Below are 14,478 nucleotides of genomic sequence, written 5' to 3' on the forward strand. Positions count from 1 at the left end.
GTAATTTAACTACAAATCATCTGCGGAGAGCACACTATGAAAGTCGCCGTATTCAGCACCAAGAGCTATGACAAAGAGCATTTCACTCAGGCCAACAGCCGCTTCGGCTTTGAACTGGAGTTCTTCGATGTGCGGCTGGAGGCCAAGACGGCCCGACTGGCCCACGGCTTCCCGGTGGTGTGTCTGTTCGTCAACGACGACGCCGACCGCGAGGTGCTGACCGAGCTGGCGGCCAACGGCACCAGAGTGATCGCCCTGCGCTGCGCCGGTTACAACAACGTGGATCTGGTCGCCGCCAGGGAGCTGGGGCTGAAGGTGGTGCGAGTGCCCGCCTACTCCCCCGAGGCGACCGCCGAGCATGCGGTCGGCATGATGATGTGCCTCAACCGCCGCATCCACAAAGCCTATCAACGCACCCGCGACGCCAACTTCTCGCTGGAGGGGCTGGTCGGCTTCAACATGTATGGCAAGACGGTCGGCGTCATCGGCACCGGCAAGATCGGTCTGGCCGCCCTGCGCATCCTCAAGGGCTTCGGGGTTCGCCTGCTGGTGAACGACCCTTACCAGAATCCGGCTGCCATCGAGCTGGGGGCCGAGTATGTGGATCTCGACACCCTGTTCCGCCAGTCCGACATCATCAGCCTGCACTGCCCGCTGTTCAAAGAGAACTACCACCTGCTCAATCAGGAGGCGTTCGCCAAGATGAAGGACGGGGTGATGATCATCAACACCAGCCGCGGCGGCCTGCTCGACTCCAACGCCGCCATCGAGGCACTCAAGACCTCCCGCATCGGCGCGCTGGGGCTGGACGTCTACGAAGAGGAAGAGGATCTCTTCTTCTCCGACAAGTCCAACGAGGTGATCACCGATGATGTGTTCCGCCGCCTGTCAGCCTGCCACAACGTGCTGTTCACCGGTCATCAGGCGTTCCTGACCCGCGAGGCGCTGCACGCCATCGCCGATACCACCCTCGGCAATATCCGCGCTATCGAGAGCCTGGGCCGCTGCGACAACGAAGTGGAATAAGGGCTCGCCCTCTCTTCGTCACGCGCCGGGTTGTGAGACCCGGCGCCTTCGGGTAGGCTAGCCCCCCTTTTTTATTCAGGAGTCTGGCGCCCATGTTTATCGGATTTGATTACGGCACCTCCAACTGTGCCGTGGCCGTGATGGAACAAGGTAGCCCCAGGCTGCTGAATCTTGGCGCATCCCGCTATCTCCCCTCCACCCTGCATGCCCCCCACCGGGATGCTATCGCAGGTCTGTTGGCCGAAGGGCTGGCCCCCGCCCAGCAGGCGGAGTACCTCAAGCTGCGTGGCCCCGTGGTCACCCGCGCCCAGATGGTTCGCCGCCAAATGCGCGAAGAGGGGCTGATCGATGAGCTGAGCTTTGGCGGTGCCGCGCTGGAGCGCTATCTGGAAGAGCCGGACGACGGCTACTACATCAAATCGCCGAAATCCTTCCTCGGGGCTTATGGTCTCAAGGCCCCCCAGATCGCCCTGTTTGAAGACATCGTCTGCGCCATGATGCTCCACGTCCGCCAGCAGGCGGAACAGCAGCTCGGCGCCCCGATCCGCCAGGCGGTGATCGGCCGTCCGGTCAACTTCCAGGGTCTGGCGGGGGAAGAGAGCAACCAGCAAGCTATCGCCATCCTGACCGAGGCAGCCCGTCTGGCCGGTTTCGAGCAGGTGGAGTTCCTCTATGAACCGGTGGCCGCCGGGTTTGAATTCGAGGCGCGCCTCACCGAAGACGCCGTGGTGCTGGTAGTGGATATCGGCGGCGGTACCACCGACTGCTCCATGCTGCGGATGGGCCCCAGCTACCGCGATCAGCTGGATCGCAGCGGCGATCTGCTCGGCCACAGCGGCCAGCGGATCGGTGGCAACGACTTCGATATCCGCCTGACGGTAGAGGGGATGATGCCGCTGCTCGGCATGCACGAGACCCTCAAGACCGGCAAGCCGCTGCCCCACCCGCTGTTCTGGGATGCGGCCGCCATCAACGACGTCAGCGCCCAGAACCGCTTCTACAGCCTCGACACCGCCCGCCAGCTGCAGGATCTGCAGCTCGACAGCCAGCCCGGCAGCAAGCTGGGGCGTCTGGCCAACCTGCGGGCACACAAGCTGAGCCACCAGCTGGTATGGCGTGCCGAGCAGGGCAAAATCGCCCTCTCGGAGCAGGAACTCAATCGCCAGTCGCTGGCCGAGCTGGAAAAAGGGCTGGAAGCCGAACTGACCCGCGAACAGCTGGCCAACGCCTCGGCCCTGCTGCTGGAGAAAATTGGCGAGCTGATGGACGAAGCGATTGCCGCCGCCGGTGTGCAGCCGGATCGCATCTTCGTCACTGGTGGTAGCGCCCGCTCGCCGCTGATCGCCAGCTTTATCCGCCAGAAGCTCCCGTCCATCCCGCTTGAAGGGGGCGATGACTTCGGCTCGGTGGCTGCCGGTCTTGCCCGTTATGCCGAGCGGCTGTTCGCCAACTGATCCCTGAGATAGCGTAAATTGATGGCAACATCACCCGTGTGTTGCCATTAAGCGACAGTCGTGCGGGACAAGGGACGACAGAAGCGGTCGGTCGTCCCCTCTCCCGCCCTGCTCCCGACTGCCTAAAAAGGGTATTCTTGACGCTCCCCCAACCGGAGCCCCCTCATGCCCAGATTGCCCTTTTTGCTGATCCCCCTGTTACTGCTCGCTGGCTGCAGCTCGACCGCCTTTGTTCAGCAAGATCTGCAACACCACCACTGGGTACTGAGCAAACTGGATGGCGAACCGATCAAGGCCCCCCGCGACAATCCCCCCGATTTCGAGATCGGCGAGCACTTCACCGTCAACGGCATCGCCGGTTGCAACCGCTACTTCGGTCAGGGCCATCTGGAAGATGACAAACTGTGGGTCACCAGTCTGGGCAGCACCGAAATGGCCTGCATGCCACCGCTCGACACTATCGAACAGGCTGTACTGACCACCCTTACCGAGGGTGCGACCCTGAGCGGCACCAGTCAGAACCTGATCCTGCAGGGCAAACAGCACCGTTTGGAATACACCTTGCGCGACTGGGTGTTCTAGCGCTCACAAAGCCGCATCACAAACAGGAACATGTTGTCCGGCTGTGGCACAATATGAGGCAGAGTTCGCAACGGAGGCTGCCTCAGCCATGTCGATGGATCGCCTGTTTGACAAGATCAAACAACTCCCCACTATTCCCAAGCTGCTGCACGAGTTGATGCAGAGCTTCAACGACGAGAATGCCCGCATCGACGAGATTGCGGCCAAGATCGCCATGGATCAGGTGATCAGCGTCAAAGTGCTGCGGATGGCCAACTCGGCCGCCCTGCGCCGGGGCAACGAAGTGACCTCCATCGAACAGGCGGTGATCCGGCTCGGCTTCAACCGGCTGCGCTCCGTGGTGGTCGCCTCCGGCATCATCGGCACCTTCAAGGCCCCGCCCAGCTTCGACAAGAACAAGTTCTGGACCGAGACCTTCCAGGTCGCCACCATCGCCAAAACCCTGGCCCAGGAGGCCAAGGTGATGGATCCCGAGACCGCCTTTACCTGCGCCCTGATCCACAACATCGGCGAACTGCTTATCCAGAGCACCTTGCCGGAGGAGGCCGAGCTCATCAACATGGCGATCCAGAACGGCAGCAGCCGGGTCGAGGCCCAGCGGGAGATGCTGGGCTACGACTATGCCCAGCTCGGTGCCGAGCTGGCGCGGCGCTGGAACCTCTCCGAGGCCTTCGTCGATGCCATCTCCCAACAGCTTGACCCGCTCTCCCACGATCCGGTCAGCAAGGAGGCGGTGCTGATCCGCCTCGCCGTGTTTATCTCCTTCGCCTGGAACGCGGGCGTGCCTGCCCAGGCCATCATCGCCCGCTTCCCCAAACCGCTCGCCGACCAGTTGGGACTGGATCCCAAGTCGCTGGCAGGCCAGCTCGAAACATTGCATGAACAGGGTAATGCCCTCGCCGATCTTCTGACTCAATAAGCATCATGACCCATCCGTTTCTGTTTCATCCCCAGGTGGCGCCCTGGTTCAAAGAGAGCGCCGACGCACTGCAATTGACCCTTTTTAGCGAGCTGGATGCGCCGATCCGCGAGGTATGGCTGCGCCACGAGCCGGATAACGAGGAGTACCTGATCCCGATGACGGCGGTCTCCACCCGCGATCGGCTGCAGGTATGGCAGGCGACCCTGCCGCTCATCAAGGGACAGGATATCCACCTCTACAGCTTCAAGTGCCTCACCGACGAGGAGCAGTGGTGGCTGCACGGGGCGGGCGTCAGCGCGTCCATGCCGCCACGGGAACAGCATTTTCGCTTCAACAGCCTGCACCAGCCACCGGCCTGGGTGCAGGATCAGGTGTTCTACCAGATCTTCCCCGACCGTTTCTGCAACGGCGATCCGTCGCTGAGCGTCAAGCATCACGAGTACGAGTACCGTGGCAAGGCGGTGATCAGCAAGGCGTGGGGCGAGCCGGTCAGTCGCCATGAAGAGGGCCACGGCGCCTGCGAATTTTACGGCGGCGATCTGGCGGGCATCGATGCCAAGCTGCACTATCTGCAATCTCTCGGGGTGACGGCGCTCTACCTCAACCCCATCTTCGATTCGCCGAGCAACCACAAGTACGACACCCAGGACTACTTCAAGGTGGACGCCCACCTCGGCAGCAACGAGCAGTTCGCCGAGCTGACCCGCAACCTGCACCAGCGCGGCATGAAGATCATTCTCGATGCGGTGGTCAACCACACCTCCACCGAACACCCCTGGTTCTGCCCGCCACTGGGAGCCCAGAGCAACCCGGATTCCCCGTGGCGCAGCTTCTACACCTTCGATAAAGAAGGGGATTACGTCAGCTGGAAGGGCATTCGCAGCCTGCCCAAGCTGGACTTCTCCTGCGAGAAGGTACAGGACGCCGTCTATCGGGCCGACGACGCCATCCTCCGTTACTGGATGCGTGCCCCCTACCAGATCGATGGCTGGCGCTTTGACGTCATCCACATGCTGGGTGAGCGCGGCACCGCCGAGGGCAACAGTGGTCACGTGCGCGCCATTCGCGGGGCAGTGAAGCAGGAGAACCCGGACGCCTATGTGCTCGGCGAACACTTCTTCGAGGCGAGCCAGTGGCTGCAAGGGGATCAGGAGGATGGCGCCATGAACTACTATGGCTTCGCCCATCCGATCCGCGCCTTCCTGGCTGGCAAGGACATCGCCTACCACCCCATCAAGATCAGCGCCGAAGAGCTGGATCGCTGGCTCAAGCTGGCGCGGGCCCACATCCCGTTCAAGAACCAGCTGGCCCAGTTCAACCTGCTGGACAGCCACGACACCGCCCGTTTCCTCCACCTGCTGGGAGAGGACAAACAGCGGATGCAGCTGGCCGCCACCCTGCTGCTCACCTATATCGGTGTGCCCTCCATCTACTACGGCGATGAAGTGGGGCTCTCCGGCGGCAACGATCCGGACTGCCGCCGCTGCTTCCCGTGGGATACCACAGACTGGGATCACGTGCTGCACGACCACTATCGTCGGCTGATCCAGATCCGCCGCCAGCGCCCCTCCCTGCGCCGTGGCGATATCCAGACCCTCTACGCCGGGCCCCACAGCTATGTGTTCGCCCGTACCCTGCAAAGCGATCAGGTGGTAGTAGCCTGCAACCGCCACCCGAGCGAGCCGCGCACCATCAGCCTGCCCCTGTGGCAGACCGCCAGCCCTGCCAGCCGCTTCACCGACGCCTTCAACGGTGAGAAGTTTGAAGTGGTGCAGGGCGAGGTGCAGCTCACCATCCCTGCCAACTCGGCCCGGGTGCTGATCTCCAGCTGAGTGGGCAACTGACATGCTGAAAAACAAAACCGGAGCCCAAGGCTCCGGTTTTTTATTCCGTTCAATCCACCATGACGTTTGGCTCTTTGCCTGCCGCCATCAGTAGTTGATGCTGACGTAGGGCACTTCCGGCACCTGCCAGCACTGCTTGAGGTATACGGTAAGCACGAAGAAGAAGTTGGCCAGCAGGTTGGCGAAGCGATAGAGAATGGGATCGAAGGCCACCCCGCTCTCTTCCAGCCGGACCAGCAGCCGCACCACCTTCTTGCTGCCGCAGCGGCACAGATGGAGGGTGGGAATGGGCTGTGGCCCCTGTGGCAGCACAAAACCGGTGACGCTGCCGCGACTCGCCTCGTTGTAGTGGTCGTAACGGGCCTTGAGCCACTCAAGGTCTGCATCGAAGATCCCCAGCTTGCCGCGCACCGAGCCGTTGAGGTTGTAGATAAGCCGCTGCAACGCCGCGAGATCCGCCAGCATGGGCTCGGTATCGGCATCCGGCGCAAGGTGTGACAGCACAGCCCCGACCTGACAGCAGAGCTCGTCGGTGGCGATTTCAAAATCACATTTGAGCGAGGTTTCGAAGATAAAGGGGTAGCAGAGCTCGCGCTTGTCTCTTGGCTTCTTGGGGTTCATGGGGCAACCGGATTGGAGAAAAGGCCAGTTTGCCAGCCCCGGGAAGGGCTGGCAAACGGCAGGTCATTACTTGCGTTACGCGCTGTGGCTCAGGCGTTTTTACTGGCGGGCTCGGTGGAGGGCTGGAACTGGTTGATCATCCGCAGCGCCTCCAGCATCCGCTGGTTGAAGCTGGTGAAGCGATCGACCTGCGCCGGTTCCTCTTCACCTCTCGCGGCCAGCACGGCCGGGGTCAGCGCTTGTTGCTGGGATGGTGGCAGCAGGGTATCCGCCTGTTTCTGCACCTGATCCAGCTTGGGCAGGTAGTCTGCAAACGGCTTGATCAGATCCTGCAGGGAGTGCGCCCCCTGATAGGTCTGGCTCAGCTTGACGCTCTGTTTGAGCTTGAGGGAGTAGGAGGCCAGCTGGCTGTCATCCAGTTTCAGCTCGCCCGCCTTGTCCAGCAGATCCTCGAAGTTGCCGGAGAAGAAGTTCCCCGCCAGCTCATCGATCCCTTTGACCAGCTTGCCGATGGACTCCATCTCGTCGCTGCTGAGCTCCCCTTCAAGCGAGAAGCTGAAGCTCTGGCTCGACTTGAGGCTGAACTGACTGCCGCTCTCGCTGCTCTGGGACTTGGTCTGCCAGCTATCGTTGAAGCGCAGCACCACCTTGTCGCCATCCTTGGTCTGGATCTCCAGATACCCCTGCTGGCGACTGGCCATCTCGGCCTGCCCCATGTCGGTCGGAGAGACCTTGCCGAAGAACTCCTTCTCGAACTCCTCGAGCCCTTTCTGGATCAGCTTGTAGCTCTGATCGATACCGGTTTTGATATCGTCGTTGTCAGTCGCCCACTTGCCGAGCTGCTTCTTCGCCTCCTCAAAGCCCTTGTCGACCCCATTGCGGGCCTGCTCCATCATCCCGGTCAGGTCGTCGTCAGATTTGCCATCGGCCCGCGCGGCACCAAGCCGCCCGGTCACAAACTGCAGCACGTTGTCCGCCACCGACTGGAAGTCGAACAGGGTCTCCGGCGTGATCTCTTCGGGCTCCTTCATTTTGGGAGCCTGATAGCCCTGGCCGTTGATTTCCAGCGAGAACTGCAATGCCTGCTGGATCAGCACCTGCGCCCACTTGGGCGGCTTGTGCAAGGAGACCGCCTCCTCGATCTTGACCTGTTTCTGCTCCGCCTGTTGGGGCGATTTGGGAGAAACACCCACTCCCTTGGGTTGGGCTGCGCCCACGCCTTCGATCTGCATAATGTGTCCTCCCACCATGCCTGTAGATCAGCTATCGGCCTGACTGAACACTTCTTGACCACAAAATGCTGGACAATCTGCGGCTGGCTTTTAAAATCGGGCCCCTTTGGGTGGCCTGTTGCCTTCCCCCGATTTCGACCCGGCCCGGCCGGTGTGCATGTGAGGTATTTATGACCCAATCCCAACAGCCTTCCGCGAACGCTCCGGCGCCTAGAACCGCGGCCGACTATCAGGCCCAACTCGACGAAAAGCGCGCTCGCCTCACCGAGCTGTTTGCCGGCTTCACCCTCCCGGCGCTGGAAGTGCATAGCTCGCCGGCGGAGTACTACCGGATGCGCGCCGAATTTCGCATCTGGCACGAAGGGGATGACCTCTTCCACTGCATGTATGCCCCGGCGACCAAAGAGATCATCAAGATAGACCACTTCCCCACCGCCAGCCGCCTCATCAACCAGTTGATGCCGCTGCTGCTGGAGGGGCTGCGCCCACACCCGGTGCTGCGCCGCAAGCTGTTCCAGATCGACTACCTCTCCACCCAGTCCGGCCAGATCATTGTCAGCCTGCTCTATCACCGCAAGCTGGAGGCCGAATGGCAACAAGCCGCCGAAGCGCTGCAGGCCGACCTGCGCACCAAAGGGTTCGAGCTGCAGCTGATTGGCCGTGCCCACAAGCAGAAGATCTGTCTGGGGGATGACTTCGTCATCGAACAGCTCAACGTGGCCGGTCGCCAGCTAACTTACAAGCAGGTGGAGAACAGCTTCACCCAGCCCAACGCCGCCATCAACGAGCAGATGCTGGCCTGGGCGCTGGATGTGACCAAGGGGAGCGAAGGGGACCTACTGGAGCTCTATTGCGGCAACGGCAACTTCTCCATCGCGCTGGCGCAGAACTTCCGCAAGGTGCTGGCCACCGAGATCGCCAAGCCGAGCGTCGACTCCGCCCAGTTCAACATCGCCGCCAACGGCGTCGACAACCTGATCATCCTGCGCATGTCAGCCGAGGAGTTCACCATGGCGATGCGTGGCGAGCGGGAGTTCAACCGCCTCAAGGGGGTCGACCTCAAGAGCTACCAGTGCAACACCATCTTCGTTGACCCGCCCCGCGCCGGTCTCGACGATGCCACCGTCAAGCTGGTGCAGGAGTACGACAACATCCTCTACATCTCCTGCAACCCAGAAACCCTGCAGGCCAACATGGCCGTGCTGGGCGAAACCCACGAAATCGCCCGTTTCGCCCTGTTCGACCAGTTCCCTTGGACCCATCACATGGAAGCCGGGGTCTATCTGCGCCGCAAGGCCGGTTGATTCAGGCAGACAGGAAAACAACAACAGGGCCGGATGGCCCTGTTTTGTTATTGACTGAACATCGGCCTCACTCCAGCTGGAAGTGACCCACGATCTCCCGCAGCCGGTCGTAGGTCTGCTGCATCGCCGCAGAGCTGGCGACCGTCGCTTCGCCATTGTGGGTCAGCTGGCGGATCACTTCGGCGATGGCGCTCATGTTGCGATTGATCTCTTCGGCCACCGCGCTCTGCTGCTCCGCAGCCGTGGCGATATGGCTGATGAGATCGTTGATCTCCACCACTTCTCCCGCCATCAGATCCAGCGACTCGTTGACCCTGGTGGTGTTCTCGGCCGCCCCCTGACAGCTCTGCTTGGTATTGTCCATGGCATCCACCACAGTTCGGGTGCCCCGCTGCAGACTGGCCAGCATGGTCTGGATCTCGGCTGTGCTCTGCTGGGTGCGGGCAGCGAGGGAACGCACCTCGTCCGCCACCACCGCAAAACCGCGCCCCTGTTCACCAGCGCGGGCCGCCTCGATGGCGGCGTTGAGGGCCAGCAGGTTGGTCTGTTCGGCAATGCTGCCGATCACCCCCAGCACAGAGCCAATCTGCTGCACATCCTGCTGCATCGCCTCGATGGAGCGGGCAGTGGTTTCCACTTCGTCCACCAGCGCCATCACGCTGGCCATGGCCTGATCCACCACCTGACGGGACTGGCTTGCCAGCTGCTGGCTCTGGCTGGTGAGCTGGGCGGTGCTGGCCGCACTCTCGGAGACGGAGACCGCGGTGCGGCTCATCTCGTTGATGGCGGTCACCACCTGCTCGGTCTCGCGTACATGGTCCGCCAGCAGAGACTGGGCGGCGCCGGTCTGGCTGGCCAGCCCCTCGATACCGCTGTTAAGCTGGCCGCTCGCCTGCCGCACCTCCCCCATCATCTCCTGCAGCCGCTCGATAAAGCGGTTGATCCCGGCCGAGATCTGGCCCAGATCATCCTTGCTGGTCACCGCCAGCCGGCGGGTGAGATCGCCGCTACCGCGGGAGAGCTCCAGCACCAGATCCCGCAACGAGAGAATGGGGCGATAAGCCACGTTGAGCGCCAGCATCGCCAGCACCATCACCACGATCGCCACACCGCACAGCGCCATGATGATCTGGCCGTTGAGGGCCCGGGTCATGGCACGGATGTAATCGAGGTCGATGTAGCCGGTCAGCGTCCAGCTGCTGCCACGAATATCCAGCTGGTTGGGGCGCGCTTCGCTCTCCCCCTGCGGCTTGTTGTCATAGAGGCTGTTGCCCTGACTGTCGGCCAGCGAGAAGTAGCGGCCATCGCCACTCATCTTCTCCAGCAGGCTTTTGAACTCGCTCATGTCGAGGTAGTAGAGATAGGCGGAATCGGCACCGCGCGGCACCAGAATGGTGATGACCGGCTTGCCATCCACCTGTTGCAGCGGGCTGACGGTGATCTGGTTGTTGGCAGCGGGGATCAGCTTGCGCAGGGCATCGACTTTGGCGCTGTCGTTGATGACCCCGCTCACGTCGAAGGCCATGTCGCCGATCACTTTGACGATGTTGTGAAAGCCGGTCTCTTGCAGAGTTTTCTTGACGTTGGTCACCCCGAAGTTGAGGTTGGCGGCCAACAGGATCTTCTGATTGATGTCGCTGGCCAGCTTCTCTTTGACCAGAGTGATCTGCTCGGTGATGTTGTGGGTGGCCTGAGTGCGAATGTAGCCACTGATGAAGTGATTCACACTGAGTCCGGCGGTGCCGATGGTGACCAGAATGGCCAGTAGCAGCAAGAGGTAAATCTTGACCTTGAATGGCATGGGTTCCCTCCAGAAGAGAGGGCTGGCAACGCCAACCCTCTCTGCCAATCGTTACTTCTTCTTGGCGTACTTCATGGAGTCCAGGGCCACCGCCAGAATGATGATGCCGCCCTTGATGATGAACTGCCAGTAAGGGCTGACCCCGATATAGGTCAAGCCATAGTTGATCAGGGTGAAGATAAGTACGCCGGTGATCACACCCGCGACCGTTCCCACCCCGCCGGCAAACGACACCCCGCCCACCACGCACGCCGCGATGGCATCCAGCTCATACATGAAGCCGAGGTTGTTGGTGGCGCTACCGATCCGGCCCGCTTCCAGCATGCCGCCGAAGGCGTAGAAGACCCCCGCCAGCGCATAGATCATCACCAGATTGACCGCCACATTGACGCCGGAGACCTTGGCAGCCTCGGGGTTGCCGCCGATGGCGAAGATGTTCTTGCCAAAGCGGGTCTTGTTCCACAGCACCCAGACAAAGACGCTGGCGATGGCCGCATAGAAGGTGAGATAGGAGAGCTTGAATCCTCCTATCCGGATAAAGCCCTGCGCGAAGCTGGAGAAGCGGGGATCAAACCCGGCCACCGGCGAGGCCCCGACCGAGTCAAAGTAGAGGGAGTTGATACCGTAAACGATGATCATGGTGCCCAGGGTGGTAATGAACGGGGTGACGTTCAGGTAGGCCACAATGAGACCGTTGACCAGACCAATCAGCGCCCCCACCACACAGACCAGCAGGATCACCGCCGGAATGGGCACCTCTCCCAGCGTCGGGAACACCTTGTTGACGTTGGTCAGCGCCTGCAACATGGTTGCTGCTATGAGTGCCGCCAGACCGACCTGACGACCGGCCGAGAGATCCGTCCCCTGGGTGATGATGATGCCCGCCACCCCCAGCGCTATGATGACCCGCACCGAGGACTGGGTCAGGATGTTGCTGAAGTTGGTGAGGCTCAGGAAGGAGGGCTCCTGGATCACGATGACCATGAGCAGCACCAGCAGCACCAGATAGATGGCGTTTTCCTTGAGCGCCTGCATCAGATTGAAATTTTTAGCCGACTCCATAAATGTCTTCCTGTCTCTAGAGGTACAGAGATGCCAGGCGCAGTATCTCGCTCTGGTCAGTTTCTTTGGTATTGACGATCCCGGCGACCCGGCCATTGCTCATCACCATGATGCGGTCGGTGATCCCCAGCAATTCCGGCATCTCTGACGAGATGATGATGATCCCCTTGTCCTTCTTCGCCAGCTCCAGGATGAGCTGGTAGATCTCGAACTTGGCCCCGACGTCGATGCCGCGGGTGGGCTCGTCGAGCATCAGGATCTCCGGCTGGGTCAGCAGCCAGCGGCCGATAATCACCTTCTGCTGGTTACCCCCGGAGAGGGAACCGATCTGGGTCTGCTGGGTCGGCGTCTTGACCCGCATGGAGTCGATCACCCACTGGGTATCGCTCTTCATCTTGTTGTCGCTGAGCAGCCCCATGGAGCCCTTGTAGCTGTCCATGTTGGCGATCAGGGAGTTGAAGGCGATATCGAGCCGGGAGTAGATACCGGTGGAGCGGCGCTCTTCCGTCACCAGCGCAAAGCCGTTGCGGATCGCTTCGTGGGCGTTGTGGTTGGCCACCTCTTTGCCGTGCAGCTTGATGCTGCCCTGGCTGCGATCGCGAATACCGAACAGGGTCTCGACGATGTCGGTGCGCTTGGCCCCCACCAGTCCGGCGATGCCGAGGATCTCCCCCTTGTGCAGGTTGAAGGTCACATCCTGAATGGAGGGCTGGTTCTTCGCCGTCAGGTGTTCGATCTCGAGGATCACCTCTTTCGGCTGGTTGGTTTTTTCCGGGAAGCGCTGGGTCAGTTCACGGCCGACCATCATCCCGATGATCTGATCCATGGTCATGCCCTTGAGCGGTTGGGTTGCCACCCACTGGCCATCCCGCAATATGGTGATCTCGTCACAGAGCTGGAAGATCTCCTCCATCTTGTGAGAGATGTAGACGATGCCGCACCCCTTATCCTTCAACTTGTTGATGATCTTGAAGAGGTGGTTCACCTCTTTCTCGGTCAGGGAGGAAGTAGGTTCGTCCATGATGACGATCTTGGCATCGTAGGAGAACGCCTTGGCGATCTCGATCATCTGCATCTGGGAGACCGACAGGGTCGCGACCTTCACCTTGGGGTCGATGTCGATATCCAGCTCATCGAAGATGCGCTTGGTGTCGTCATACATCTTGCCGTGGTCGATAAACCACCCCTTGGTGGGGTAGCGGCCGAGCCACATGTTGTCCATCACGGTACGCTGCAGCACCAGGTTGAGCTCCTGATGCACCATGGAGACGCCATTTTCCAGCGCCTCTTTGGAGGAGGTGAAGTTGATCTCCTGCCCCTTGAAGAAGATCTTGCCCTGATCCTTCTCGTAAATGCCGAACAGGCACTTGAGCAGTGTGGATTTTCCCGCTCCGTTCTCGCCCATCAACGCATGCACAGAATGAGGACGGACCCGTAAATTGACATTATCGAGTGCCTTGACGCCGGGAAAGCTCTTACTGACGTCAATCATCTCCAACAGCCATTCTGATTGTTGCTGTGTTGTCATATCAGCCATCACATCTGGTTGAAAAAAGGGCAAGGGGATCTCCCTTGCCCTGGAGGAGGGAATTACTCGAATTGGGACAGGTTGTCTTTATCCACACCGACGTAGGCAACACGTACTACCTTGTCGACAATATTCCACTTGGTGCCTTCACCGGCCGGTTTGCCTTCAGCCAGGTTCTTGGTCAGCTCGAAGGTGGCTTTGGCCTGGTTGGCCGCATCGTTCAGCACGGTACCCGCCATGGCACCGCTCTTGACCATGGCCAGCGCTTCCGGCAACGCATCGACGCCGAACACCGGAATGGCGGTCTTGCCCTGGGCTTTCAGTGATTCGACTGCGCCCATTGCCATGCCGTCGTTGTTGGCGATGACCACTTCGATCTTGTTGGCGTTGGGGCCGGAGATCCAGGCGTCCATCTTGTCTTTCGCCATAGCGGTATCCCACATACCGGTATCCATGTGCAGTTGCTCGGTCTTGACGCCGCCATCGTTCAGGGTCTTGACCACGTAGGAGGTGCGCGCTTCGGCATCCGGGTGGCCCGGCTCCCCTTTCAGCAGCACGAACTGGATCACACCATCCTTGTTCAGATCCCACTCCGGATGGGCTTTCCAGTGTTTGGCAATCAGCTGACCCTGGATGATCCCTGACTCCTTGGAGTCGGTGCCCACGTAGTAGGCCTTGTCGTAGCTGGCCAGATCGGTAGCGCTCGGCTCCTTGTTGTAGAAGACCACCGGGATATCTTCGCCACGGGCTTTCTCAATCACCACCGGGGCCGCAGCCGGGTCTACCAGGTTGATGGCCAGCGCCTTCACCCCTTTGGCCAGCAGCACATCGATCTGGTCGTTCTGCTTGGACTGGTCGTTCTGGGAGTCGTTCATCAGCAGCTCCACCCCCGGAGTGGCTGCTGCCTCCTTCTCGATGGCCTTGCGCACGACCGCCATGAAGTTGTCGTCGTATTTGTAGACGGTTACCCCGATACGAGTGTCAGCCTGGGCATTGGCTCCAGCCATCATGCCCATCAGCAGGGCGGCAACTGTGGTCAGTTTTTTCATTATGTGTGCTCCGATGTGTCTATCTGTGTTGTAGGGTGGCGAGCAATTGAGCA

Annotated in this window: 12 protein-coding genes; 6 read left to right on the top strand and 6 right to left on the bottom strand. The window is 60.8% G+C overall.

The window, feature by feature from the left end:
- Window positions 1-36 precede the first annotated feature (36 nt).
- From I6L47_RS13125 to malZ, 5 genes are all read left to right on the top strand, one after another.
- Entirely contained in the window at window positions 37-1,026 is a 990-nt protein-coding gene (locus tag I6L47_RS13125; protein ID WP_216947573.1) for a 2-hydroxyacid dehydrogenase, read from the top strand.
- A gap of 92 nt (window positions 1,027-1,118) precedes the next feature.
- The gene (gene yegD / locus I6L47_RS13130) at window positions 1,119-2,480 is read left to right on the top strand and encodes a molecular chaperone (protein ID WP_216947574.1); all 1,362 of its coding nucleotides are present in this window, start codon (window positions 1,119-1,121) and stop codon (window positions 2,478-2,480) included.
- 165 nt (window positions 2,481-2,645) lie between these two features.
- Window positions 2,646-3,062 (top strand): META domain-containing protein, encoded by a 417-nt coding sequence (locus I6L47_RS13135; protein ID WP_005340725.1) that lies wholly within the window; start codon window positions 2,646-2,648, stop codon window positions 3,060-3,062.
- 88 nt (window positions 3,063-3,150) lie between these two features.
- Window positions 3,151-3,981 (top strand): HDOD domain-containing protein, encoded by an 831-nt coding sequence (locus I6L47_RS13140; RefSeq protein ID WP_005355498.1) that lies wholly within the window; start codon window positions 3,151-3,153, stop codon window positions 3,979-3,981.
- A 5-nt stretch (window positions 3,982-3,986) separates the two neighbouring features.
- Window positions 3,987-5,816: a maltodextrin glucosidase gene (malZ, locus tag I6L47_RS13145; protein WP_120416355.1), complete on the top strand. Its 1,830-nt coding sequence runs from the start codon at window positions 3,987-3,989 to the stop codon at window positions 5,814-5,816.
- 99 nt (window positions 5,817-5,915) lie between these two features.
- Here the strand turns inward: malZ and I6L47_RS13150 are convergent, their stop codons facing one another.
- Window positions 5,916-6,449 carry an ATP--cob(I)alamin adenosyltransferase gene (locus I6L47_RS13150; RefSeq protein WP_216947575.1) on the bottom strand — a complete coding sequence of 178 codons (534 nt, stop codon included), beginning with the start codon at window positions 6,447-6,449 and terminating at the stop codon, window positions 5,916-5,918.
- 89 nt (window positions 6,450-6,538) lie between these two features.
- Window positions 6,539-7,681 (bottom strand): DUF5610 domain-containing protein, encoded by a 1,143-nt coding sequence (locus I6L47_RS13155; protein WP_216947576.1) that lies wholly within the window; start codon window positions 7,679-7,681, stop codon window positions 6,539-6,541.
- A gap of 170 nt (window positions 7,682-7,851) precedes the next feature.
- Between I6L47_RS13155 and trmA the strand changes: the two genes are divergently transcribed.
- Window positions 7,852-8,985, top strand: a complete 1,134-nt coding sequence (trmA, locus tag I6L47_RS13160) for a tRNA (uridine(54)-C5)-methyltransferase TrmA (protein WP_216947577.1) — start codon at window positions 7,852-7,854, stop codon at window positions 8,983-8,985.
- Window positions 8,986-9,052: 67 nt separating this feature from the next.
- Here the strand turns inward: trmA and I6L47_RS13165 are convergent, their stop codons facing one another.
- From I6L47_RS13165 to mglB, 4 genes are read right to left on the bottom strand one after another with little or no spacing between them, the layout of a single operon-like run.
- Entirely contained in the window at window positions 9,053-10,786 is a 1,734-nt protein-coding gene (locus tag I6L47_RS13165) for a methyl-accepting chemotaxis protein (RefSeq protein ID WP_216947578.1), read from the bottom strand.
- 51 nt (window positions 10,787-10,837) lie between these two features.
- Window positions 10,838-11,848, bottom strand: a complete 1,011-nt coding sequence (gene mglC / locus I6L47_RS13170) for a galactose/methyl galactoside ABC transporter permease MglC (protein WP_005342585.1) — start codon at window positions 11,846-11,848, stop codon at window positions 10,838-10,840.
- Window positions 11,849-11,864: 16 nt separating this feature from the next.
- A complete protein-coding gene (gene mglA / locus I6L47_RS13175) occupies window positions 11,865-13,385 on the bottom strand; it encodes a galactose/methyl galactoside ABC transporter ATP-binding protein MglA (protein ID WP_033136359.1) in 1,521 nt (506 codons plus the stop codon).
- A 53-nt stretch (window positions 13,386-13,438) separates the two neighbouring features.
- The gene (gene mglB, locus I6L47_RS13180) at window positions 13,439-14,425 is read right to left on the bottom strand and encodes a galactose/glucose ABC transporter substrate-binding protein MglB (RefSeq protein WP_005340747.1); all 987 of its coding nucleotides are present in this window, start codon (window positions 14,423-14,425) and stop codon (window positions 13,439-13,441) included.
- Window positions 14,426-14,478: the final 53 nt, after the last annotated feature.

The sequence above is a fragment of the Aeromonas sp. FDAARGOS 1417 genome, from assembly GCF_019046985.1.
GTDB lineage: Bacteria > Pseudomonadota > Gammaproteobacteria > Enterobacterales > Aeromonadaceae > Aeromonas > Aeromonas veronii.